We start from the raw sequence: 22,194 nt of genomic DNA on the forward strand, positions 1-22,194 counted from the left end.
AATGAAAGCAAATCTTACTAAAGAGGTGTTAATTATGAACTTACAACAATGGGCTGATAAAGGTATGTCCTTTGATACATATGTGAATGAAATGCAAGTAAACCAATACGAGCTACTACACATTTACAATAATTTTTTAATTCCAAATGAATTACTTCCTGTATTAGAAGAACGTCAAAATGATGGCTGGCGTGTTATCGTATTAACTGCTGATTGGTGTGGCGATGCTCTTTTATGCGTACCTGTTATGAAACGAATTTCTGAAGTTGCAAATATTGATATGAGTTTATTAATTCGCGATGAAAACTTAGAATTAATGGATCAATATTTAACAAATGGAACAGCACGTGCGATTCCAATCTTTATTTTCATTGATAAAGATGGAAATGAACAAGCTGTTTGGGGACCACGCGCTCCAAAAGTACAAGAATTAGTAACTTCAATGCGCGCTACATTACCTGAAAAAGAAGATCCAACTTTCGAAGAAAAACAAAAAGAAATGTATGCTAATTTCCGTGCTACATTAGCTGATGATACTTCTCTTTGGGAACATGTAATGGAAAACATGATGGAAAAAGTAGTAAAATAAAAACCTGCCGAGCTCGGCAGGTTTTTTTATTACATAATGAAGAAATAGAATACCGCAGCTAAAATGAAACGATAATAAGCGAACGGTGTTAGTTTTACACGAGATAATAATTTCAAGAATGAAACAATTGCAAGCATCGCAACAACGAATGCAGTTACAAATCCTGTTACAAATAGCGTTATATCTGCTGAGCTTAATACATCCCAGCTTTTAATTAAATCTAAGCCACTTGCAGCTACCATCATCGGTACCGCTAAAATGAACGTATATTCAGCTGCCGCTGTATGCGACACGCGAGCTAATAAACCACCACTTATTGTAGAACCAGAACGAGAAAATCCTGGCCAAAGAGCTAAACATTGGAACATTCCAATTGTAAATGCCTGTTTATATGTGATTTCATCTAACGTTCTTGCTGTACTTGGTTTCGAAAACTTCTCAGCAACAATCATTAAAATACCACCGGCTACTAAGCTAATAACAACTGGTCCTGGACCAAATAAAACCTCTTTAATAGTGCTATGGAATAATACGCCAAGTACCCCGGCAGGAATCATCCCGATAATAATATGTAATAAATTTAACGATGGTCCGTCTGTTACTTTACCTATTCCAACTAACGACCATAGACGCTTCCAAAATATAACAACAACTGCTAAAATCGATCCCAATTGGATAACAACTTCAAAAACTTTCGCTCTCTCATCGTCAAATCCAATTAAATGTCCTGTTAAAATCATATGTCCTGTTGATGATACTGGTAGAAACTCTGTTAACCCTTCAACAGCACCCATGATTAAACCAATTAACCAATCAGCCACAAGTAGTGCCTCCTTAATAACAAATAATATGTAATTTTTTCACACCTTATCATAATACCTTATCCCTTTTCAAAGTGCATCCTTTTTTTATTGGCTTCATATGTTATAGGCGCGTATTTCTTTTCTAATCTTTGATTAAATTGTATGATAGTAAGAGTTTGTTTTTTTATACGGAAAGGGGATTTTATGAAAGAAACTACTTCATTCTCACAAAAGTTAAAGCAATTTGTATTACTATTTTTTCCGATTTTCGTAACGCAAATGTCATTATTTGCGATGAGTTTTTTTGATACAACGATGTCAGGACATGCAAGTCCAACTGATTTAGCAGGTGTGGCAATTGGAACAAGTATATGGATTCCAGTTAGTACGGGGTTAACAGGAATTTTAATGGCTACTACTCCCATTGTTGCACAGCTCGTTGGATCCAAGAAAAAAGAGGACGTTCCCCACGTTGTCATACAAGCAGTTTATTTAGCAATTTGTGCTAGCTTCGTTGTTATCCTCATCGGTTTTTTCGTCGTTTCACCTATTTTAAATGGCATGCGCTTAGAAGAACCTGTGGAACGTATTGCAGCGCAATTTTTAAGTATTATCGCAATAGGAATTATACCTTTATTCACTTACACTGTTTTACGTGGATTTATTGATGCATTAGGAAAAACTCGAACAACGATGATTATTACATTATTATCATTACCAATTAATGTAATATTAAATTACCTATTAATTTTTGGTAACTTCGGTTTCCCAAAGCTCGGTGGTGTCGGAGCAGCAATTGCTTCCACTGCAACATATTGGTGCATTTTAATTATTACAGTCATTATTATTCAGACGAAAGAGCCTTTTGCCTCTTTCAACATTTTCAAACAATTATACCGACCTTCTCTTTCGAGTTGGATAGCATTCTTAAAACTTGGCGTCCCTATCGGATTTGCTATCTTTTTTGAAACGAGTATTTTCGCTGCGGTAACGCTCATGATGAGTAATTTTAGTACGACAACTATTGCAGCTCACCAAGCAGCTATGAACTTTGCTTCCTTGTTATATATGACTCCGCTAAGTTTAGCAATGGCAATGACTATTGCGGTTGGATTCGAAGTTGGAGCAAAACGTTACGATAATGCAAAACAATACGGACTGATTGGAATTGGATTAGCCCTTGCCTTTGCTTTATTATATTCGATTCTTCTCTACTTCTTTGATGATCAAATTGCTTCTATTTATACGACAGATGCAAAAGTTCATCATTTAGCAAAAGAATTTCTTATCTTTGCAATTTTATTTCAAATTTCAGATGCAATTGCAACCCCTGTACAAGGAGCTTTGCGTGGTTATAAAGATGTAAATGTTGCTCTAATTATGACTTTAATTGCTTATTGGATAATAGGTCTACCACTAGGTTACATATTAGCGACGTATACAGAATGGGCCGCGAAAGGCTATTGGATCGGTCTTATTATCGGTCTAGCATTTGGCGCTGCCTTCCTACTTATCCGTCTCTTTCAAGTACAACGAAAATATACAACACAAAACAGCCGCTAATAATAAAGCGGCTGTTTTCTTTATGCATATTTTTTCTTGTAACGTATAATATAATGAAAAAGAAAGGTGGGTACATATGGACGACAAAGAAAAAAAGCAATCATTCGATGAAGAATTTGCCCCTGAAATTTCACCTGGATATCGGCAAGATGTACATAAGCCACCTAAATATAAAAACACTTCGTTTTTAATGGGCATTACCATTTTCGCTGCTGTATTACTCATACTTATCATTTTCGTTTATTTTTGATGAAAGGTGGCCTATTATATGAAGAAACAAGATTCCAATCGTTCAAAAAGAACTGTTAAAACACAAAAAGGATATGCAGGAGATTCTGTTCATACTCTTAAACAAGTCGAGCAAGGGAATTTATATATTGCTCAAAAAGAACTTGGTCAACAAAATGAAAATCTTTAAAGGCCCTTTATTCCTTAAGGGTCTTTTTATTCCGCATTAAGTAATACACCCTCAAATGTTCTATTGAGCAATGAATTTCCTTTATTGTACGCGCTGCTTTTGTTCTAGCACCATAAATATATTATTAACCTTTACAATTTTCACTTCATAATTCAATTTCATTTCGCTTCTCTTACTCTTACCATTTTCAGTACCCGCAACGTACGCTACAGCTTGATAAAGAAAACTCTCATTGGTCTCTTCACGTATCTCCTCGTTTGTAAATTTATACTCTAAATCTTGAAAACGATTTGGATAATAATTTCCCATTAATTGTTCATACCCTCTATTTAAAAATAGTTCTTCACCTTTTCGTTTCACATCTTCTTTATTAGTAGACCCAAACACTGATAGTTGCTCGGTCACAAAATGCTCTCCTACCTTTTTCATTTCATTATGAGTTAAGTTTTCTATACTTTTGTTCTTTAACTCCTTATTTAACTCGTACTGATCAATCGGTTTAAAGGTAGCAAAAACCTCCTCTTTATATGACCAAAACAATACAAAAGCGATACATAGAGAAATGATTAACAGTCTTTTTTTCGTAATACTCCCGCCCTTCTTCATAATAATAGATATATTTTAACATATAGAAAGAAAATTCTGATATCATAAAATAGAATAACTTAACTCAGAAACGAGGAACAATTATGGACTCTTACAAACATTATATAAAAGAAGCTTTGCCTAATCTTTCTATACATTCATATAAACAAAATGAAGAAGGATGGGATAATGTAGCAGTTATAGTAAATGATGAGCTACTGTTTCGTTTCCCGCGAAAACAGGAATATGCGATGCGAATTCCGTTAGAAAAAGAACTATGCGCAATTCTCACTCAATCACTACAAGAAATCGAAGTTCCACAATATCACCTAATTTATAAAAATGAATCTGATGAGGTTCCTCTTTGTAGTTACTATACTCTCATTCATGGTGAACCATTAAAAACAGAAACAGTTGCCACGCTGGAGGATCCAAAGCTGAAAGCAATTATTACACAATTAGCTACTTTCCTTGCGGTACTACATAGTATTCCTTTACACCAAGTTACAACGCTATGTTTCCCTATTGAAAAAACATGTACCTACTGGAAAGAGCTACAAACAAAATTAAACCAATATCTCACTACTAGCCTTACTTCATTACAGAAACTAGCCTTAAATCGCTTATTTGAAAATTTCTTTGCATGTTTAGCTACATCCACTTTTCAAAACACAATCATTCACGCTGATTTTACTCATCATCACATTTTATTTAACAAGCATAACAAAAGCATTTCAGGTGTTATCGATTTTGGTGATGCGCAAATTGGCGATCCTGCTTTTGATTTTGCAGGACTATATTATGATTTCGGACATGAGTTTACTACATCTGTATATGAACAGTACAGTACACTTATTTCTCATCATGATCCATTACTCATTCATCGTATTACTACCTTTTATCAATACAGTCCTTTACTACATAATATTATTTATAATTTTGAGTCAGAGAATGAACTCGAATTCATTACAGGCACAGAACAGCTAAAAACGATATTACAGGGATGAGATTACATTCTCTCCCTATATACTCTCTCCTCATACATCATTAACTTTTTATCCATTTCAACAATAACTTTATACAATTGAAACGCCTGTAAAATTTGCAGTTGAATTTCAAAAGGAGCATTTTGTTCTTTTAACCATTGAAATACTTTTGTTTCATCTTTCATTGATTATTCCTCCCTTTATTCTGATTTGTGGGTAGCCCGATTAATGAGGGCTGATAATCAGTGGGTGATTGACAAAACCCCCACTGATTAAAGTTTCACTTTATTAAAATCTGCTACAAATATACCGTAAATGATGAAAAGCTTTTCATGTCAATAACAAAAAAGGATGCAAAGTTGCATCCTTTAATGAACTATATTTTTCTTCTGTTTCGCTTCTGTCTTTACTTCTTCCCCTTGGCATTCACTACGAAACGCACAACTTATACACTCAGAACGAAAATGACGCTCTGTATAATGCTCAGGTTGCTCTAACATTTCTTTCATTCTAGATAAATCAGCCATTCCAGTTATAATATCTTCCTGTTTCGGAATGTACTCATACTTAGTTCCTTCTATTAAATTAATAACTTCAATTTTTCCTGGAAGAACTCCGAAAGCTTTATAACTGAATACTGTCATTAGCTTCTGACAAAGAGCAAGCATTTCCTCATCTGCATCGACAACATACTTTTTAATTACAAACGACTCAGCACTCCACTCACCAACTTCAAATGTCAATGACATGTGGACACCTAACTCTTCCATATATGTTTGAAACTTCTCGTATAAAAACAATGGTGGTGTCTGACTATCATCCTTTTCAACGAACTGTAATAAGTGATCCGTTAGCTTCGCTAATACAATATAGTATTCCGTCTTCGAAGCAAACATATTAATCCTTACTTTTTTCCAATACTTTTCTATTAATATTAAAAGTACAATTTTCGTTTGTTGACCCGCAGGTAGCGTGTAATACTCGTTAATAATTTGATTGACAATCATTTGTGCTATTTGTTGCCATTCAAATGAAGAAGGTTCTCTTCTTTTTATGTGACGAAAATAAAATTTATGCGGACAACGCATAAAATCATACAAATGATAATCTGTCATCGTTTTGATTGAGATTTTCTCATGCACTTGCTCTTCATCTCCCTTCTGCCATTAAGAAAGGTGTTTTACAAATTCAGCTCCAAACTGTAAACATTTTTCTACATCTTCATCTTCTGGCGTTAATTCTACTTTTAGTCCTTCTAACACAACTGCTGCCCCGCGCTCTTGTAGCTTTTCTATTAAAATGTCAACTGCCACTCCGTATTTCGGATAAGCCGAATCACATGATCCGAATACTGCCGCTTTTTTCCCAGTTAAATCAATAGAATCCATTGCATCATAAAAATCTAAGAAATCATCAGGAAGATCGCCATCTCCCCAAGTGTATGCACCTAAAATAATTCCATCATACTGTTCTAATATAGAAGCTTCTGGTGAATCCATAATATCAATAACTTCAATTTCATTTTCTGTTTCACGAATTACGCCGGCAATATGGTCAGCCATTTCCTCTGTATTTCCACTCATACTTGCAAAAATCATTACTAACTTACTCAACTGAACCTCTCCCTTTACTTTGTATCTCTTTTTCTGTTTGAATGCTCTTCTTCTCATCTACATATTCAGACCGAATTACATTTCTTTGCCATTCCATATGCTGATCAACATCTTTATTTTTATCTTTTAATCCCCTCCGCAGAAGGTGAAAATTCTTTCTCATTAACATGTCGCATCCATCCTATTGATAATAATTATCAATTTCAACTATATTTAGATTAATTGACATTGATTATCAATGTCAATAACTATTTTTAAAAAAATGATTAAAATGTACAAGCTTGTCCGTTAGCTATTCATATACTATGAATGAGCATAGTTCTTTCTCAGCCCTCTCTGACGGAAAGAAATAAAAGCAACTGCAATAGAGTGCAGTTGCCTTTTTTTGTTTTTCTATAATTTTAGTAATCTTATAGTCGTCTCTAAAAATAGCTCCACTCCACAAATTAATGCTGATTCATCCACGTCAAATTTCGGATGATGATGTGGATAACAAGTATATATATTTTCATTACCTGTTCCTAATTTAATGAAACAACCAGGTGCTTTTCTTAAATATGCTGAAAAATCTTCTCCACCCATAGAAGGTTCAAGCTTCACAACACGCTCATTCCCAAACAAATGTAGTGCACTTTCTTCTACTATTTTCGTAATATATTCATCATTAATAACCGGATCATATCCATATCGATACGTATATGTATACGATCCTCCATGTGCTTCTGTAATTCCTTTCACAATTTTCTCGATTTTCCCTTCTGCTTCCACCCTCAATGCTTGATTAAATGAACGAACAGTTCCCATTAAAGTTGCTGTACTAGGAATAATATTGTCAGCCGTTCCCCCATGAAATTGTGTAACTGAAACAACCCTTTGCATAAAAGCACTTGTATTTCTTGATACGATATGTTGTAGATTTGTAATAATCTGTGCTCCGATAGCAATAGGATCTATCGTTTCTTCTGGTCGCGCCGCATGTCCTCCTTTGCCTTGAATCTCAACTGTAAATACGTCTGGAGCTGCCATCATCGGTCCATATGCAATTCCTATCTTTCCACTCTCAAGTCCTGACATAACATGTAAACCTATTACATAATCAACACCGTCCATTACACCTGCCTCAACCATTTCTTGTCCCCCACCGGGATACACCTCTTCTGCGTGCTGAAAGAATAGACGAATCTCACCTGCAAAATCTTCCTTTATATTTGATAACACCTCTGCTGTACTTAATAAAATAGCTGCGTGAGCATCGTGCCCACATGCATGCATCATTCCTTTATTCACAGATGTATAAGATTTACTTGTCTCCTCTTGAATTGGCAAAGCGTCTATATCAGCTCGAATCGCAATTACTTTCCCTTGCTTCACACCTCTTTTAATTGCTAGTACACTATACTTCGTCGGTCTCGTTACTTCAAAAGAAGAAAATGAGCATAATGTATCATATATAAATTGCGAAGTTTCTTTTTCATGAAATGATAATTCCGGATACTTATGGAAATGCCTTCTCCATTTCACGATATTTTCTTCCGAAATTAGATTCTTCCACACTCTATTCATGATAATTTCCTCCTTTTCAAAAGAACTAGAAATTTAAAAGTTTACTCCGTCTTAAATGATTAATAAAAACAAACACTGTATTTTTACGTATTCTTATAGTCCACTTTTATGTATTCACACAATCCACTTTCTATTTACATGTCAAACCCATTACAAATTCATGCTGAATGTAATATAATTGCTAAGTTAGGGATTTTCTTTTTTAGTATTTAGTGCTAATATCAAAAAAGAGCCTTTTGACTTATTTTTACCTAAAATGTGGGATTTTGTTTTTTTCACAATAATGTAGGACATGATACCTACAAAGAGCTATTATTTCATTAAGAGAGGGAAAGACATGGAAAGATTAAAAGAGATATGGTCTCGACCACTCACACAATGGGTTGCAAAGACGGTTTATTATCTTGCAATTTTATTTGCATTACTTTGGTTGTATGGATTCCATGATACAAACACAAGTACATTTATTTACAATGAATTCTAGGGTGGGAACGTTATGAAGTTATTAGAACAAATTGAAAAGTGGGCTGCAGAAACGCCTGATCAAACCGCTTTTGTTTGGCGAGATGCGAAAATTACGTACAAACAATTAAAGGAAGATTCTGATGCGTTGGCACATTGGATTTCTTCTGAGTATCCAGACGATCGTTCACCAATTATGGTGTATGGCCATATGCAACCTGAAATGATTATTAACTTTTTAGGATGTGTAAAAGCTGGACATGCTTACATTCCTGTAGATTTATCTATCCCAGCTGATCGTGTACAACGTATTGCTGAAAATTCTGGTGCGAAATTACTTTTATCGGCAACAGCAGTAACTGTAACTGATTTACCAGTTCGCATCGTAAGTGAAGACAACTTAAAAGATATTTTCTTTACTCATAAAGGGAACACTCCAAATCCTGAACATGCGGTAAAAGGTGATGAGAACTTCTACATTATTTACACATCAGGAAGCACAGGTAATCCGAAAGGGGTTCAGATTACTTATAACTGCCTTGTTAGCTTTACAAAATGGGCTGTAGAAGATTTCAACTTACAAACAGGGCAAGTATTCTTAAACCAAGCACCTTTCTCATTTGATTTATCTGTAATGGATATTTACCCATCATTAGTAACAGGTGGTACACTTTGGGCAATCGATAAAGATATGATTGCGCGTCCAAAAGACTTGTTTGCTTCTTTAGAGCAATCGGATATTCAAGTATGGACTTCCACACCTTCTTTCGCTGAAATGTGTTTAATGGAAGCATCTTTCTCTGAGAGTATGCTACCGAACATGAAAACATTCTTATTCTGCGGTGAAGTGTTACCAAATGAAGTAGCTAGAAAATTAATTGAGCGTTTCCCTAAAGCAACAATTATGAATACGTATGGTCCAACAGAAGCTACTGTCGCTGTAACAGGTATTCACGTTACAGAAGAAGTGCTTGATCAATACAAATCACTTCCAGTTGGCTATTGTAAATCAGACTGTCGCCTTCTTATTATGAAAGAAGATGGCACGATCGCACCTGATGGTGAAAAAGGTGAAATCGTAATTGTCGGTCCAAGCGTAAGCGTTGGATATTTAGGAAGCCCTGAATTAACAGAAAAAGCATTTACTATGATTGACGGTGAGCGCGCCTATAAAACAGGCGATGCTGGCTATGTTGAAAATGGTCTTCTATTCTATAATGGTCGTCTTGATTTCCAAATTAAGCTGCATGGTTATCGAATGGAATTAGAAGAAATTGAGCATCACCTTCGTGCGTGTTCTTACGTAGAAGGAGCAGTTATCGTTCCAATTAAAAAAGGTGAGAAATACGATTATTTATTAGCGGTTGTTGTTCCTGGGGAGCATTCGTTTGAAAAAGAATTCAAATTAACATCTGCAATCAAAAAAGAACTCAATGAGCGATTACCAAACTACATGATTCCACGTAAATTCATGTATCAATCTTCTATTCCAATGACACCAAATGGAAAGGTAGATCGCAAAAAATTATTGAGTGAGGTTACAGCATGACCGCATATGGATCATTTTATTTTTTCGCTATAGTGGGCATTTTATTAATACCTACTATCATAGCTGGATTAAAAGGTAAAATGTTGCGCAAATATAATGCCGTTTTAACATTAGTCATGATTGCTATTATCTTCTCAGATAAACCAAAGCAAGCAATGATGCTAGCTGCATTTATTATTTGGCAATATGTCCTTATTAAAGGCTATTTAATTTTAAGAAAACAAAGTAATAGTACATTCACATTTTGCATAGCTGTTATTTTATCGATTTTGCCTCTTATTTTGGCAAAAATCGCGCCGTTTGCATCGTTTTTACCTGAGTTAAAACTTGTTGTTTTCCTAGGTATATCTTACGTAACATTCAGAGCAGTTCAAATGGTATTTGAAGTTCGTGATGGTTTAATTAAAGAGCTTTCTTTCTTTAACTTCTGGGAATTCGTTTTATTCTTCCCTGCGATTTCAACAGGACCTATCGATCGTTACCGAAGATTCCAAAAAGATATTCAAAAGCCACCTAGCGCTGAAGAATATCAAAATTTACTATATACAGGACTAAATCGTATTTTCCAAGGTTTCTTGTATAAATTTATTATTGCTTACTTAATAAAGCAATATTGTATGGATCCAGCATTCGCTCAACACGATACAATATTTTCAAATATGATTTACATGTATAGCTATAGCTTATATCTATTCTTTGATTTTGCTGGTTATAGCTCTTTTGTAATTGGTGTAAGTTACATGATGGGAATTAAAACGCCAGAAAACTTCAATAAGCCATTCCTTAGTCGTAATATTAAAGACTTCTGGAACCGCTGGCACATGAGTTTATCATTCTGGTTCCGTGATTTTATTTACATGCGTTTCGTCTTTTTTGCAACGAAGAAAAAGTTAATTAAGAACCGTTACACCATTTCGTATATCGGGGCATTTTTAAACTTCTTCATTATGGGAATTTGGCACATCCAAGGAAGCGCTGTTGCGCAGTATGTTATTTATGGTCTATACCATGCCGCACTGTTTATTTTATTCGATATTTTTGAACGAAAAAACAAGAAGCATAAGTTTTGGCCAAACAATAAATTTACACACATCCTTGCGATTGTAATTACGTTCCACGTTGTATGTTTCGGTTTCCTAATCTTCTCTGGACACCTTAACAGATACTTTTAATGCACCCTTCTTATTCCATTAAGAAGTTGCACATATAATAATTTCGGATATAAAGGAGATTTTAAAAATGGCAGAATTCAAAGAGCAAGTATTAGATATTTTAGAAGAAGTATGTGAAAACGATATTGTGAAAGAAAACTTAGATGTTCAATTATTTGAAGAAGGTATCCTTGATTCTTTCGCTGTAGTATCTTTATTAGTTGAATTCCAAGAACGTTTAGATATTGAAGTTTCTATTTCTGATTTTGACCGTGACGAGTGGGCTACACCAAACATGGTTATTAAAAAGTTGGAAGAAATCCGATGAACAAAGCAAAATTTGGTCCGATGCTTTTAGCATTGGCCCTTTTTGCTGTATTCTTACTTATTCCAACGCGCTTCCTACTTCCACTTTTAAGTGATGAAAAAGTAGAACAAGCTGCTACTTCTTTAAAAGAAGAAAAAATTCAAAGTATGATTTTACAGCAAAAGATGTTAGCAGATCCAAAATATCTTCCGATGTACGGTTCATCGGAATTCGCACGTATGGATGCTTTCCATCCATCTAATTATTTTAAAGTAAAGCCTGAAGGATTTACGCCATTCCTTCTTGGACGCGGCGGAACACAAGACCTTGTACATGTATTAAACTTCGCATCTACAATGGATCAATTGAAAGATAAGAAAATGGTATTCGTTCTTTCTCCACAATGGTTTGTACCACAAGGTATTGACGAAACGCACTTTGCACCTAACTTTTCAAAACAACAAGGTTACCACTTCATTTTCAACAATGATTTAAAACCTGAAATGAAAAAACAAATTGCAAAGCGTTTATTAAACTTTGAGATTGTAAAAAAAGAAACTTTATTAAAAATTTCGCTTGAAGGTATCGCTTATGATGATACGAAGTATAAAGTAAAAGCACTTGCTGCTAAACCTTTCGCTTATATTTACCGTAACATTTTAGATCGTAAAGATTTATTTACAGCTATGTTTAATATTAAACCGCACAAAGAGAAGCTCGATTCTTCATTAAAACAAATGAACTGGGAAGAGGCTCGTAAACATGCGGATCAAACAGGTGCAGCAGAATCTAGATCTAATGAATATGGTATCGAAGATGGTTACTTCAATAGCAAAATTAAGAAAAAATTAAAGCAACGTGAAGGTTACTTAAAAAATGATGCTTATGACCAATCGCCAGAATATGAAGATTTACAAATTGTACTTGATTTATTAAAACAATCTGGTGCAAAACCACTCTTCATTTCTGTTCCTGTCAAAGGTCCTTGGTACGACTACGCTGGCTTCCCGAAAGAACGCCGCGAAGCATACTATAAGAAAGTTCATGAGCAAATTGAAAAAGCTGGTTATCCAATTGCCGACTTCTCAAATCATGAATACGATAAATACTTCTTAAAAGATCATATGCACTTAGGTTGGAAAGGCTGGGTTTACATCGACGAAGCCATCCAACAATTTTATAAAGCAAACTAACGAAAAGACCGCTTGAATTACTCAAGTGGTCTTTTTGTATATATTTTGTAATTGCTCGATTGCATTCGCCGCTTCTTTCATAACTCGCTCCACTACATGCTGAGCTGATTCGATTCGTGCCAATGATGCTGCCTGTCCTGCCCAAAGTGACATATATTCTTCCTTATTTTGCTTCGCTGCCTCTTGGCGTATTTTAGAAGTTAATACGTTTTGCACTGGATATACCGGAAGCCCTTCTTCTTTTCCTTCATGTCTCTCTATAAATTCATTCCGAATACCGCGTGCATATTTCCCGGAAAACGCACGAGTTACAGTTGTGCTCGTATCTGTACTATGTAAAACCGCTTCTTTATACACATCGTGCGTAATACTCTCTTCACTTGTTAAAAAGGCTGATCCCATTTGAACACCTTCTGCTCCTAGTGCCAATGCCGCAACAAGCCCTTGTCCGTTCATTACACCACCTGCTGCGACAATTGGGATATGCGGAACAGCTCCTACTAACTGAGGTATTAACGCAAACGTACCAATCATAGCATCTCGTTCTTTCCCAATAAACGTTCCTCTATGCCCTCCTGCTTCGCTACCTTGCCCAATAATAATATCTACTCCTAGCTCAGCAAGTACTTTCGCTTCCTTCACATGGGTAGCTGTTCCGATAACTTTTATTCCACTTCTTTTTAAATCATTTATTTCTTCTTTTTCTAACGTTTGAAATGCAAAGCTAACGACCGGTACTTTTTCATCTAATAGCACTTGTAATTGTTCCTTATAGCTTTTTGGAAGCTTTAACGTTCCTTCTACTTCTATACCTAATTCTCTATTCACTCCGCTTAGTAATACTTTCGCCTCATTTACCTTCTCTTCTTCTATTTCTATCTCTTTCGTTACAAGTAAATTAACACCGAAAGGCTTATCTGTTAGTTCTCTTATTCTATAAATCGCTTCACGAATTTGTTCTGGGCTCATATAGCCCGCTCCAAGCGTCCCTAATCCTCCACTATTACTTACTGCTGCAACAAGTTCTGGCGTCGTAATCGCGCCTGCCATACCGGCTTGAACAACGGGATACTCAATTTTTAATATGTCTGTTACTCGACTTGTAAACATCATTTCCCCTCCTATTTCCTTTATATCTTCTTTATTTGATAAGCTTTCCCCTGCTTTTGCAAGGGTTGCACTTCATATGAAGCGAATATATTGAAAGAGAAGGAGGCTGAGCTTAATGATTTATCCAAATGCATTAAAACAAGGTGATACAGTAATGATTATTGCACCATCTGGTCCACCTACAATCGAAAATGTATTAAAAGGTGTGAATGTATTACAAGAGATGGGGTTATCCGTAATAATCGGGAAGAGTGTTTACGAGAAATATGGATTTTTAGCCGGAAGTGATCAAGTTCGGCTTGACGATATACATGAAGCATTTATAAATAATGAAGTGAAGGCAATTTTTTGTGCACGAGGTGGTTATGGAAGTGCTCGTCTTCTTCCTCACATTCAATATGAAGTTATTAGGCAGAATCCAAAAATCTTTTGGGGATATAGCGATATTACAGCTTTACATACTGCTGTTTCACGTTATGCAAAGCTTATAACATTTCATGGTCCGATGATTGAAGAACTAGGAAAAGGCATTGATTCCCTATCTTTATCCTCTTTTAATCAGCTATTCCATCCGTATTCAACCATTTTATCTGCATCAGAATGTATCGTACCTAGCTCTCACAGTACAGTTACAGGTACGTTAGTTGGAGGAAATTTAGCTGTGTTAACAAGTATAATTGGCTCGCCCTACGAGATAATTACGAACAATACACTTTTATTACTTGAAGACATTGGTGAAGAACCGTACCGCATTGACCGTATGTTAAATCAGCTACTTTTATCTGGAAAGTTTAATGAATGCAGGGGCATTATTTTCACAAGTTGTCACGACTGCACTCCTTCAAAGCCCTCTCAATCATTGCAAACAATATTATATGAATATTTCGCGCCATATCATATACCTGTCCTATTCGATTTACCAATTGGACATATAAGTCCAAACATCGGTATTCCACTTGGAGCTACAGCAACAATAAACACGAATAATAAAACAGTCTCTATTTCTTCTGGTATAGCCACTCCATATTCAAATTAAAAAGTAAAAGGAAAAGCGATTACGCTTTTCCTTTTACTTATAATAATTAAAAATTCGTCCAGATGCGATATCTGCAATTTCTTCTGGAATAAATGTTTTACTTATATCAGTGCCAACATTTAATACAGCTGTAGCATCTTTCTCAATGCTACCAAATAACTCTTTCCCACGTATCGTAATAAGGGGCGTTCCTTCTGGCAACACATCTTTTACAAATTCCATTTGTGTAAAGAACGGAACGATCCATCTACCTTCTCCTTGGAAATGACGCAAACGAAGTATTCCTTCTGTTGCCCCGTCCTCTGCTTCTAGTGAACCAGCAACATAAAACTCAGTAGATAAGAGCAATTCATAAAATTCCTTTTGCTTCTGTTTATCATCCCCTGCTACAACAAGTACCTCTTCTAATTTCTTTACTGAAATTTGCTCCATATGATGCCACCCCTATTTTCAAAATGATTGTACTTAGATTATACGAAATATTCTTATTTTTTTCTACATAATTCACAATTATTTTCTTAAAATAATTTTAATACTTCTTTTGTCGTCACAATCGTAGCAAACTCTTCATGTAAATTTACAAGTGTCATATTGTGAATATCCTCTGCACTATACTCCTTACCATCTAAACCTTTACGGTTAAACGTAGCCGTTGCATCACTCACTAAATATGTTGTAAATCCTAAATTCCCTGCCATTCGTGTCGTAGTTTCCACGCAATGATTTGTCGTTAATCCTACAACCACTACTGCATTACATTTGTTCTTTCTTAATTGCTCTTCTAAATTTGTCCCAATGAACGCGCTGTTAACGAATTTCTGAATAACCACTTCACCAAGTAGTGGTTGCACTTCTTCCTTAAAGTTTACCGTTTCCGCTCTCTCATAAAACATTGACTGAGCATTTTCTTTATTTACATGTTGAATATGAAAAACTGGTCGTTCCCTTTTTCTCCATTCTTCTAACAAAATTCTCATGTTTTCTTCAGCAAAAATATTATTTCTCTCGCCCCAATCTGATAATTGAAATGCCTTTTGTACATCGATTATGATAAGTGCTATTTGATTTGTCATCATTTCCCCCTTAATTTGGCTGTAATTGAAATAGAAAACCAAGTTGTTGTGACGCAGTAATAAAGCAAACATAGGCGCAAAGCTCTACAATTTCTTTTTCTGTCCAATATTGTTTTAATACGTGAAACATAGTATCATCTATTGCTTTTCGGTCATAAACAAATGTATGCGCAAAAGTAACAGCTACACCAATCTCCTCTGCCTTTTGCACATCATCAGGTCTTCCCTTTGCCATACAGTACGGACATTCATTCCCATACGCTAATGTTCTTCTCACTTGCTCCTTCAACTCTGCTGAAAGAGTTCCTGTATTGTACAGTGTATCTTCTAACGTACTCCACGAATGTAATATATCCGAATTATGCCCTAATAACTTTTGAAACTTTGTATCTCCTACATTTGATAATGAAATTCTCTCCATCATTTCCCCTCCTATTTCCTTCTGTTTTATTGTAAAATAAATAACGTTCACTTTACATTTCATATGAATCTTAATTTATATTTTCCCTTTACAAAAATCATTATTTTACTGGAGGTATATTTACAAATGCAATTAGACCGTGTTGATCGAAAAATTTTAAATGAATTATATAATGATAGTCGCCTTTCGATGCGTGAATTGGCGAAACGAGTAAACTTATCTGCTCCGTCTACTTCAGAACGTGTTCGTAAGCTCGAAAGCGAAGGTGTTATTCAAAAATACACAATCGATATTGATTATAAAAAGGCAGGACTCGTTTTAGATTGTATTTTAGAAATCACTTTAAAAAATGGTGATACAACACGTATGCAACAATTTATTCAGTCTTATCCATCTGCAAGTTTTTGTTACCGAGTAACAGGAAGCTTATGCTACATTGTAAAAATTTCTGTTCCTTCACTCGTTGAACTTGAAGAATTTATCAATGATGTTTCTTCATATGCAACGACAGTTTCTCATATCGTATTATCAGAAGTATCTCTTACTCCTGATATTGAACATATCTTCCCAGAAGATTAATTTATTTTTATTCAAAAAATATAAAAAAACCCCTTACAATAAGAATAAAAATAATATATTATGTATTAAAATACATAAAGTTCGAGAAAGGGGCTTTACATTGAAAATCTGGTTTTATGAAAAAACGGCACAATTAGATGACTTGCTTGGTATTTGGGACAATGTTCCAACCATCCCGCGAATTGGTGAAAAAGTGGAGATTTTAAAGACGGTCCGCACTGTTACAGATATTAAATATGTAAAGAACGGTAATAATTTTCGAGTAGAAATTATTACAAATTAAAAAGTAGCTCTTTAGGAGCTACTTTTTAATTATCTATTATGTGCTTTCTTTATAACGATTTTATCTTCTTCTACAGATACTGTTACATAATCATTTTCTTCTAACCGAAGCTTATTTACAGCCTCATCTGGTAACTCTATGGCCATCAATCTATCGGTTAAGATCACTTGACTATACACTTCATTTTCTTGTGATGAACTCACTACTTTTTGCTCATTTATAAAACGTACTGGTGGCACGCCAACTTCTTTTACTGTACGCCATTGTTTCCAAACATAAGGAATTAACCAAAGCAATCCAACAACTGTAAGACCGATACCAATCCATAAATTACTTTGCGCTTGTAATTCAGTAATTGAGATTGTACCGCTTTCTTCTCCACCGAAAAATTGCATACTTGTTGCAATCAAATTATTTAGAGCGTGCACAGCTATATTCGTCCATATATTTTTTGTCTTTATGTATAAAAGACACATAACGACACCAAACATGAACGCACCAATAACATCAAAATGTCCTAAGCCAAAAATAATTGAAGATATAATTACAGCTTTTTTAATTCCCCATTTATAAGCCATTCGCTGTAAGAAAAATCCCCTAAAAATAACCTCTTCCATAATAGGTGCTAACACACATGCTGAAATGAAAGTAAATATCGTCATATATACGTTACTCGTATTAATAACATTTCCGTCTTCTAGCATAGTAACTAAGAAATTCGGTAACGTATGTGCTAATATGTAAAATTGAATCTGAGATATGCCAACTGAAAAAATCATCCCCATTATCGTTGCTAATACAATTAATCCCCAAGATAAACGTCCTGGCTTATCAAAAAAACTGTTAAATACAACATTATTTTTATTTGTTTTTACGTATAGCCAAAGTAACGGAAATACAAAAAATACAGTTATTTGTGAAATAACCTCCATCGTATTCTCAGAAACATTTGTTAGATCTAATGGAATCATTATAAGGAACACCCCTATAATCATCCATCCAAAAAAGCTACGTAGCCTTATACGTGAAAATGCATAGTGCATATAAAACACCCCCAAAGATAGTAAAAATAAAACTTTAATTAGTACTTTATAGGCAATCCTTTCCCTATAAATAGCAGGATAACTAAATTATAATATGAATATAGTTGAAATCCTTCCTATTTTTCTCATTTTTTTAAACAGCATATCTCTTAAAATACCATATCGCTGTTCTTCAAGTTGCAATCCAAGTGAAATTTATGTAATAAAAATCCCCGTTTTTACAAGCGGGGATTTCTTTTATTATAATACGTCACGTTTTTGGAATAATGCACTTGATGCTACAAGTAACACAACAAAGTATGCAGCTACAAGTAATAATGAAGTTGTAAACGTAAATTCTGTAAATGTTGGTTCCATTCCACCATTGATTAATTTATTGCTATCGTAAGCTCTTAAATCCAAATGGTTGAATACTACAAACTTCGCTACACCTTTTGCAAACATTATTAATACCATATTAATTGCACCTTGTAAGAAGAATAGGAACATCGTAATAATTAATGGTAATACAGATTTTCTAAATACGTTTGCTAAGAAAAATGCAAGTGTTGCAAAGAAAAATGGTGATAGCAGCTGATATAATATTGTTTTTAAAACAATTCCTAACGTTAATTCAGTTTTACTACCGTCCATTACAATTAATCCAATAATCATAGCAATTAACGTACTAGCAAATACAATAAATAACATCGTTAATAACACTGTAATATATTTAGAAAATAAAACTGTCATTCGTTTTCTTGGACGAATTAATAATTGTTTAATCGTTCCTTTTTGGAATTCATCTGTAATTGTACGCGAAGCTGTTGTAATTCCAAAAATCGTTGCGAATATCATAATTAAGCCGATATCTGAACTTACAAAATCTAAGTAAGATCCATTTAAACTACCAGCTTCACCCCATTTCGCCAGTACTACTGCTCCTAAAATCTCCAATAAAGCAATGACACCAATTAAAATATACATACCTTTTTTCGCATGCAACTTTAAAAATTCATTTTGAATTAATTTAAACATTACGCTTTCACTCCCCCAGTAATCGCTAAGAACTCATCCTCTAACGTTTTATTTTGAACAGTAACTCCGTATACAAGCACATCAGCATGAACAAGTTTTTTTACAAGTTGCGGAATGTTGTCTTTTGTTACAGATGCTACAATTACATTCCCTTTTGCTTTACCTTTAATGATTTCATTCGCTTTCTGAACTTCATCTACTTCAAACGCTACAACGACTGCCTCATCATGTTTCACTTTTTCATGTAAGTTGTACTCTTGTACAAACTCACCTTGTTTAATAATAACGACGCGATCACACATTAATTCAATTTCACTCAATAAGTGACTTGATACGATTACAGCAATATTCTCTTCTTTCGCTAAACGTTGTAAATAATCACGAATTTGGCGAATACCAGCTGGATCTAATCCATTTGTCGGCTCATCTAAAATTAAGATTTTCGGCTGATGAAGTAATGCCTGTGCAATTCCTAAACGTTGTTTCATACCAAGTGAATATGTTTTCACCTTTTTATGAATCGCATGCTCTAACTCAACAAGCTTTACAATCTCAGCAATGCGCTCTTTACTAATTGGTGTAATGGCCATGTTCGCAAAATGCTTTAAGTTTTGCATTCCTGTCATATAATCATATAGTTCAGGATTTTCTACAATCGCTCCAATTTGCTCTAGTGCCTTTTCACGCTCCGAGCGAATACTATGTCCACAAATTGTAATATCGCCCTCTGTCATTGAAATAAGACCTGTCATCATACGGATCGTCGTCGTCTTACCGCTACCGTTCGGTCCAAGGAATCCGTATACTTCTCCTTCACGAACCTCAAATGATAAACCACGAATAATTTCCGTTCCACCAATCTTTTTTCGAACATTCTCTAACTTTACTACTACGTTTCCCAATGCTGATTCCTCCTTTAGACTTCTAGTTTTTTATCGATAATATAAGCAATTACATATATTATTAGAGCACTAACCATTACCATGAAACTTATATTAAAAATGTTAAATCCATTTTCTTGAAACATATTAATAAACAGACTCTTGCTTTCACTATGATATTCTACTCTTCGCAATACTTGGAAAGCTGGAGCTAATTTTCCTAGCAAGGTTGTCGCTAAAGTAATCGCGATATTTATTACTAGAAAAATAATAACGATTAGTATATTTTGCGCCTTTTTCTTTTTCGTAAGTAACTTTACTAGAGTAATTACCAATATGATTTGTAAAACACTAAACAAAAACTCAAATAAATCGCTTATCGTATATATTAAATTATTAATTATGCCTACTTGCATAATCTCTTTTGCTTCTACATATACAGAAGTCGTAGGAAAAGCTAATACATAACTTACGTAGAAAAGAATTCCACATATCCCATACCATATAGCCATTGCGATAAATGAGAAAATAAGCATAGAAATTACATATTGTTTCCCAGATATTGCTGTAAGTCGTAACATTGGATTAGTTAGTAAGCGTGAATATGATTTCATTGTTTGTATAAACATATAAACAATATAAAAGAAAAATATAATCATAATGATTCCAAATATACCCTCTTGTCTACTGATAGCCGCATCACTTTTTCTTACAATCATTTGTGAAAATAACACAGCTTCAATTAGCACAAAGAATAAAAAAGTAACAATATATCTTTTCTTATTTACATTCCATAAATAGGAAAGTACTGACTTCACTTACTAAACACCTCCTTAAACAATTCATGAACTGCTTTTCCTCTCTGAAAACGAATTTCTTCTACATTTTCATATAGACCCATTTCTCCATCTTTTAAAAAGATCACTTCATCAAAAATATTTTCAATTTCATTTATTAAGTGAGTGGAAATTAATATCGTACAATCTTCCCTATAGAACTGTAGAATTAGATCCAATACATGTTCTCTAGAAAGAGGATCAATCCCGCCCAATGGCTCATCCAGTACATATAGCTTCGCTTTTCGAGAAAACGTTAAAATAATCTGCAACTTCTCAACCATACCTTTTGACAATGCTGTAATTTTTTCTTCTAACGGTATTTTAAATTCTGCAATCGTATCTACCGCTTTTTGAATATCGAAGTCTTTATAAAAATCTCGATAGAAAAATAAAGCGTTTTTTACAGTCATCCAATCATCAAAGATTGGCTTATCGGACATAAATGAAACAATTTCTTTCGTCTGTAACCCTACCTTTTTACCGTCTATTGTAATACTACCTTCAGAAGGGTGTTGCAAGCCTGCAATCATTTTCAATAACGTCGTTTTCCCGCTCCCGTTATCTCCAACAAGCCCAACGATTTTCCCTTCCGTAATCTCTATGTTTAATTCACGGATCACTGCTTTTAATCCGTATCTCTTCCATAAGTTTTCTATTTTCAATAGCTCTGTCATTGGCTCTCCTCCCTCTTATCATGTAATGAAGAACGAAGAATTGTAAGAATTTCTTCTTCTGAAAAACCTAAATTGTCCATTCCATCTATAAAAGAATGAAGTAATTCTTTCGCCATCTCTTTTCGCAGCTCCATAATTTTCTCCCCTTCATTCGTTACATACCGTCCCATTCCTCTACGTGTGACAACAACTCCATCCCGTTCTAGCTCTTGAAATGTACGCTGAATCGTATTTGGATTCACTTGTAATTCACTCGCTAATTCACGGACAGAGGGAATTTTATCACCAGGCAATAAATGTCCTGTTACGATCTCTTTTTTTATGTATTCCATTACCTGAATGTAAATTGGTGTATTTGGAGAAAACTCTATTTTCATTTCTTCCCTCCTTTTGTATCGGTGTACTAGTTAAATAATACACCGATACAAAAGGTTTGTAAATACCCATTTAATTACA

General features: G+C 34.6%; 30 protein-coding genes. 13 read left to right on the forward strand and 17 right to left on the reverse strand.

The window, feature by feature from the left end; translation table 11 throughout:
* The first annotated feature begins 1 nt into the window (after position 1).
* The gene (locus tag DN404_RS09230; RefSeq protein ID WP_002023667.1) at positions 2–589 is read left to right on the forward strand and encodes a thioredoxin family protein; all 588 of its coding nucleotides are present in this window, start codon (positions 2–4) and stop codon (positions 587–589) included.
* A gap of 29 nt (positions 590–618) precedes the next feature.
* Here DN404_RS09230 and uppP read toward each other — a convergent pair whose 3' ends face one another.
* Complete coding sequence (uppP, locus tag DN404_RS09235; RefSeq protein WP_000796256.1) at positions 619–1,410, reverse strand: bacitracin resistance undecaprenyl-diphosphatase; 792 nt, start codon at positions 1,408–1,410, stop codon at positions 619–621.
* A 186-nt stretch (positions 1,411–1,596) separates the two neighbouring features.
* Here uppP and DN404_RS09240 point away from each other — a divergent pair, with 186 nt between their 5' ends.
* From DN404_RS09240 to DN404_RS30460, 3 genes are all read left to right on the forward strand, one after another.
* Positions 1,597–2,955: an MATE family efflux transporter gene (locus DN404_RS09240; RefSeq protein WP_000665546.1), complete on the forward strand. Its 1,359-nt coding sequence runs from the start codon at positions 1,597–1,599 to the stop codon at positions 2,953–2,955.
* Positions 2,956–3,031: 76 nt separating this feature from the next.
* A complete protein-coding gene (locus DN404_RS09245; protein ID WP_000341062.1) occupies positions 3,032–3,205 on the forward strand; it encodes a hypothetical protein in 174 nt (57 codons plus the stop codon).
* Positions 3,206–3,223: 18 nt separating this feature from the next.
* Positions 3,224–3,373 (forward strand): hypothetical protein, encoded by a 150-nt coding sequence (locus tag DN404_RS30460; RefSeq protein ID WP_000743742.1) that lies wholly within the window; start codon positions 3,224–3,226, stop codon positions 3,371–3,373.
* An 81-nt stretch (positions 3,374–3,454) separates the two neighbouring features.
* On the opposite strand, the gene DN404_RS09250 is transcribed toward DN404_RS30460, so the two are convergent.
* Positions 3,455–3,979 (reverse strand): hypothetical protein, encoded by a 525-nt coding sequence (locus DN404_RS09250; RefSeq protein WP_000715254.1) that lies wholly within the window; start codon positions 3,977–3,979, stop codon positions 3,455–3,457.
* 83 nt (positions 3,980–4,062) lie between these two features.
* Here DN404_RS09250 and DN404_RS09255 point away from each other — a divergent pair, with 83 nt between their 5' ends.
* Positions 4,063–4,965, forward strand: a complete 903-nt coding sequence (locus tag DN404_RS09255; RefSeq protein ID WP_000378982.1) for an aminoglycoside phosphotransferase family protein — start codon at positions 4,063–4,065, stop codon at positions 4,963–4,965.
* A gap of 2 nt (positions 4,966–4,967) precedes the next feature.
* On the opposite strand, the gene DN404_RS30465 is transcribed toward DN404_RS09255, so the two are convergent.
* The 5 genes from DN404_RS30465 to amaA all read right to left on the reverse strand — a co-directional run bounded on the left by DN404_RS30465 (position 4,968) and on the right by amaA (position 8,120).
* Entirely contained in the window at positions 4,968–5,129 is a 162-nt protein-coding gene (locus tag DN404_RS30465) for a hypothetical protein (protein ID WP_000651086.1), read from the reverse strand.
* 183 nt (positions 5,130–5,312) lie between these two features.
* Complete coding sequence (locus DN404_RS09260) at positions 5,313–6,086, reverse strand: hypothetical protein (RefSeq protein ID WP_000544574.1); 774 nt, start codon at positions 6,084–6,086, stop codon at positions 5,313–5,315.
* Between the two features lie 24 nt (positions 6,087–6,110).
* Entirely contained in the window at positions 6,111–6,557 is a 447-nt protein-coding gene (locus DN404_RS09265; protein WP_000041153.1) for a flavodoxin, read from the reverse strand.
* Entirely contained in the window at positions 6,550–6,726 is a 177-nt protein-coding gene (locus DN404_RS30470; protein ID WP_000929023.1) for a hypothetical protein, read from the reverse strand. Before DN404_RS30470 ends, DN404_RS09265 begins: the two co-directional genes overlap by 8 nt.
* Before the next feature lie 224 nt (positions 6,727–6,950).
* Entirely contained in the window at positions 6,951–8,120 is a 1,170-nt protein-coding gene (gene amaA / locus DN404_RS09270) for an N-acyl-aliphatic-L-amino acid amidohydrolase (protein ID WP_006928846.1), read from the reverse strand.
* Positions 8,121–8,457: 337 nt separating this feature from the next.
* Between amaA and DN404_RS09275 the strand changes: the two genes are divergently transcribed.
* The 5 genes from DN404_RS09275 (at position 8,458) to dltD (ending at position 12,782) form a co-directional block, all read left to right on the forward strand.
* Entirely contained in the window at positions 8,458–8,604 is a 147-nt protein-coding gene (locus DN404_RS09275; protein ID WP_000440293.1) for a teichoic acid D-Ala incorporation-associated protein DltX, read from the forward strand.
* A gap of 12 nt (positions 8,605–8,616) precedes the next feature.
* Positions 8,617–10,131: a D-alanine--poly(phosphoribitol) ligase subunit DltA gene (dltA, locus tag DN404_RS09280; RefSeq protein ID WP_000770505.1), complete on the forward strand. Its 1,515-nt coding sequence runs from the start codon at positions 8,617–8,619 to the stop codon at positions 10,129–10,131.
* Positions 10,128–11,303, forward strand: a complete 1,176-nt coding sequence (gene dltB / locus DN404_RS09285; protein WP_149214983.1) for a D-alanyl-lipoteichoic acid biosynthesis protein DltB — start codon at positions 10,128–10,130, stop codon at positions 11,301–11,303. Before dltA ends, dltB begins: the two co-directional genes overlap by 4 nt.
* Before the next feature lie 67 nt (positions 11,304–11,370).
* Positions 11,371–11,610 (forward strand): D-alanine--poly(phosphoribitol) ligase subunit DltC, encoded by a 240-nt coding sequence (gene dltC / locus DN404_RS09290; protein ID WP_000807310.1) that lies wholly within the window; start codon positions 11,371–11,373, stop codon positions 11,608–11,610.
* Entirely contained in the window at positions 11,607–12,782 is a 1,176-nt protein-coding gene (dltD, locus tag DN404_RS09295) for a D-alanyl-lipoteichoic acid biosynthesis protein DltD (protein ID WP_001030273.1), read from the forward strand. Before dltC ends, dltD begins: the two co-directional genes overlap by 4 nt.
* Positions 12,783–12,803: 21 nt before the next feature.
* Here the strand turns inward: dltD and DN404_RS09300 are convergent, their stop codons facing one another.
* On the reverse strand, positions 12,804–13,892 hold the full coding sequence (locus DN404_RS09300) for an NAD(P)H-dependent flavin oxidoreductase (RefSeq protein ID WP_000495277.1): 1,089 nt from the start codon (positions 13,890–13,892) through the stop codon (positions 12,804–12,806).
* A gap of 115 nt (positions 13,893–14,007) precedes the next feature.
* Here DN404_RS09300 and DN404_RS09305 point away from each other — a divergent pair, with 115 nt between their 5' ends.
* Positions 14,008–14,928 (forward strand): S66 peptidase family protein, encoded by a 921-nt coding sequence (locus DN404_RS09305; protein WP_149214984.1) that lies wholly within the window; start codon positions 14,008–14,010, stop codon positions 14,926–14,928.
* A 33-nt stretch (positions 14,929–14,961) separates the two neighbouring features.
* Here the strand turns inward: DN404_RS09305 and DN404_RS09310 are convergent, their stop codons facing one another.
* The 3 genes from DN404_RS09310 to DN404_RS09320 all read right to left on the reverse strand — a co-directional run bounded on the left by DN404_RS09310 (position 14,962) and on the right by DN404_RS09320 (position 16,422).
* The gene (locus DN404_RS09310) at positions 14,962–15,360 is read right to left on the reverse strand and encodes an SseB family protein (protein WP_000435265.1); all 399 of its coding nucleotides are present in this window, start codon (positions 15,358–15,360) and stop codon (positions 14,962–14,964) included.
* 86 nt (positions 15,361–15,446) lie between these two features.
* Positions 15,447–16,001 carry a cysteine hydrolase family protein gene (locus tag DN404_RS09315; RefSeq protein WP_140335742.1) on the reverse strand — a complete coding sequence of 185 codons (555 nt, stop codon included), beginning with the start codon at positions 15,999–16,001 and terminating at the stop codon, positions 15,447–15,449.
* A gap of 10 nt (positions 16,002–16,011) precedes the next feature.
* Positions 16,012–16,422 carry a carboxymuconolactone decarboxylase family protein gene (locus tag DN404_RS09320; protein WP_149214985.1) on the reverse strand — a complete coding sequence of 137 codons (411 nt, stop codon included), beginning with the start codon at positions 16,420–16,422 and terminating at the stop codon, positions 16,012–16,014.
* Positions 16,423–16,548: 126 nt separating this feature from the next.
* Between DN404_RS09320 and DN404_RS09325 the strand changes: the two genes are divergently transcribed.
* Positions 16,549–17,001, forward strand: coding sequence for an Lrp/AsnC family transcriptional regulator (locus DN404_RS09325; RefSeq protein WP_001175505.1), 453 nt, complete (start codon positions 16,549–16,551; stop codon positions 16,999–17,001).
* Between the two features lie 100 nt (positions 17,002–17,101).
* Entirely contained in the window at positions 17,102–17,284 is a 183-nt protein-coding gene (locus tag DN404_RS09330) for a DUF3913 family protein (protein WP_000707107.1), read from the forward strand.
* Between the two features lie 29 nt (positions 17,285–17,313).
* Here the strand turns inward: DN404_RS09330 and DN404_RS09335 are convergent, their stop codons facing one another.
* From DN404_RS09335 to DN404_RS09360, 6 genes are all read right to left on the reverse strand, one after another.
* Positions 17,314–18,327, reverse strand: coding sequence for a CPBP family intramembrane glutamic endopeptidase (locus DN404_RS09335; protein WP_000558806.1), 1,014 nt, complete (start codon positions 18,325–18,327; stop codon positions 17,314–17,316).
* A gap of 240 nt (positions 18,328–18,567) precedes the next feature.
* On the reverse strand, positions 18,568–19,344 hold the full coding sequence (locus DN404_RS09340; protein ID WP_000475435.1) for an ABC transporter permease: 777 nt from the start codon (positions 19,342–19,344) through the stop codon (positions 18,568–18,570).
* Complete coding sequence (locus DN404_RS09345) at positions 19,344–20,246, reverse strand: ABC transporter ATP-binding protein (RefSeq protein WP_000528788.1); 903 nt, start codon at positions 20,244–20,246, stop codon at positions 19,344–19,346. The genes DN404_RS09340 and DN404_RS09345 overlap by 1 nt, the downstream gene beginning before the upstream one ends.
* Before the next feature lie 14 nt (positions 20,247–20,260).
* On the reverse strand, positions 20,261–21,043 hold the full coding sequence (locus DN404_RS09350; RefSeq protein ID WP_000843921.1) for a hypothetical protein: 783 nt from the start codon (positions 21,041–21,043) through the stop codon (positions 20,261–20,263).
* Entirely contained in the window at positions 21,040–21,738 is a 699-nt protein-coding gene (locus tag DN404_RS09355) for an ABC transporter ATP-binding protein (protein WP_149214986.1), read from the reverse strand. Before DN404_RS09355 ends, DN404_RS09350 begins: the two co-directional genes overlap by 4 nt.
* On the reverse strand, positions 21,735–22,115 hold the full coding sequence (locus tag DN404_RS09360) for a GntR family transcriptional regulator (protein WP_000687512.1): 381 nt from the start codon (positions 22,113–22,115) through the stop codon (positions 21,735–21,737). The genes DN404_RS09355 and DN404_RS09360 overlap by 4 nt, the downstream gene beginning before the upstream one ends.
* Between the last annotated feature and the right edge of the window lie 79 nt (positions 22,116–22,194).

The organism is Bacillus sp. TE8-1 (assembly GCF_008368855.1).
GTDB classification, from domain to species: domain Bacteria; phylum Bacillota; class Bacilli; order Bacillales; family Bacillaceae_G; genus Bacillus_A; species Bacillus_A cereus.

Bases quoted from the DNA above. Each gene is read 5' to 3' on its own strand.
- DN404_RS09230 (WP_002023667.1), top strand. From the start codon at position 2: ATGAAAGCAAATCTTACTAAAGAGGTGTTAATTATGAACTTACAACAA.
- DN404_RS09240 (WP_000665546.1), top strand. From the start codon at position 1,597: ATGAAAGAAACTACTTCATTCTCACAAAAGTTAAAGCAATTTGTATTA.
- DN404_RS09245 (WP_000341062.1), top strand. From the start codon at position 3,032: ATGGACGACAAAGAAAAAAAGCAATCATTCGATGAAGAATTTGCCCCT.
- DN404_RS30460 (WP_000743742.1), top strand. From the start codon at position 3,224: ATGAAGAAACAAGATTCCAATCGTTCAAAAAGAACTGTTAAAACACAA.
- DN404_RS09250 (WP_000715254.1), bottom strand. From the start codon at position 3,979: ATGAAGAAGGGCGGGAGTATTACGAAAAAAAGACTGTTAATCATTTCT.
- DN404_RS09255 (WP_000378982.1), top strand. From the start codon at position 4,063: ATGGACTCTTACAAACATTATATAAAAGAAGCTTTGCCTAATCTTTCT.
- DN404_RS30465 (WP_000651086.1), bottom strand. From the start codon at position 5,129: ATGAAAGATGAAACAAAAGTATTTCAATGGTTAAAAGAACAAAATGCT.
- DN404_RS30470 (WP_000929023.1), bottom strand. From the start codon at position 6,726: ATGTTAATGAGAAAGAATTTTCACCTTCTGCGGAGGGGATTAAAAGAT.
- amaA (WP_006928846.1), bottom strand. From the start codon at position 8,120: ATGAATAGAGTGTGGAAGAATCTAATTTCGGAAGAAAATATCGTGAAA.
- DN404_RS09275 (WP_000440293.1), top strand. From the start codon at position 8,458: ATGGAAAGATTAAAAGAGATATGGTCTCGACCACTCACACAATGGGTT.
- dltA (WP_000770505.1), top strand. From the start codon at position 8,617: ATGAAGTTATTAGAACAAATTGAAAAGTGGGCTGCAGAAACGCCTGAT.
- dltB (WP_149214983.1), top strand. From the start codon at position 10,128: ATGACCGCATATGGATCATTTTATTTTTTCGCTATAGTGGGCATTTTA.
- dltC (WP_000807310.1), top strand. From the start codon at position 11,371: ATGGCAGAATTCAAAGAGCAAGTATTAGATATTTTAGAAGAAGTATGT.
- dltD (WP_001030273.1), top strand. From the start codon at position 11,607: ATGAACAAAGCAAAATTTGGTCCGATGCTTTTAGCATTGGCCCTTTTT.
- DN404_RS09300 (WP_000495277.1), bottom strand. From the start codon at position 13,892: ATGTTTACAAGTCGAGTAACAGACATATTAAAAATTGAGTATCCCGTT.
- DN404_RS09305 (WP_149214984.1), top strand. From the start codon at position 14,008: ATGATTTATCCAAATGCATTAAAACAAGGTGATACAGTAATGATTATT.
- DN404_RS09310 (WP_000435265.1), bottom strand. From the start codon at position 15,360: ATGGAGCAAATTTCAGTAAAGAAATTAGAAGAGGTACTTGTTGTAGCA.
- DN404_RS09315 (WP_140335742.1), bottom strand. From the start codon at position 16,001: ATGACAAATCAAATAGCACTTATCATAATCGATGTACAAAAGGCATTT.
- DN404_RS09320 (WP_149214985.1), bottom strand. From the start codon at position 16,422: ATGGAGAGAATTTCATTATCAAATGTAGGAGATACAAAGTTTCAAAAG.
- DN404_RS09325 (WP_001175505.1), top strand. From the start codon at position 16,549: ATGCAATTAGACCGTGTTGATCGAAAAATTTTAAATGAATTATATAAT.
- DN404_RS09335 (WP_000558806.1), bottom strand. From the start codon at position 18,327: ATGCACTATGCATTTTCACGTATAAGGCTACGTAGCTTTTTTGGATGG.
- DN404_RS09340 (WP_000475435.1), bottom strand. From the start codon at position 19,344: ATGTTTAAATTAATTCAAAATGAATTTTTAAAGTTGCATGCGAAAAAA.
- DN404_RS09355 (WP_149214986.1), bottom strand. From the start codon at position 21,738: ATGACAGAGCTATTGAAAATAGAAAACTTATGGAAGAGATACGGATTA.
- DN404_RS09360 (WP_000687512.1), bottom strand. From the start codon at position 22,115: ATGAAAATAGAGTTTTCTCCAAATACACCAATTTACATTCAGGTAATG.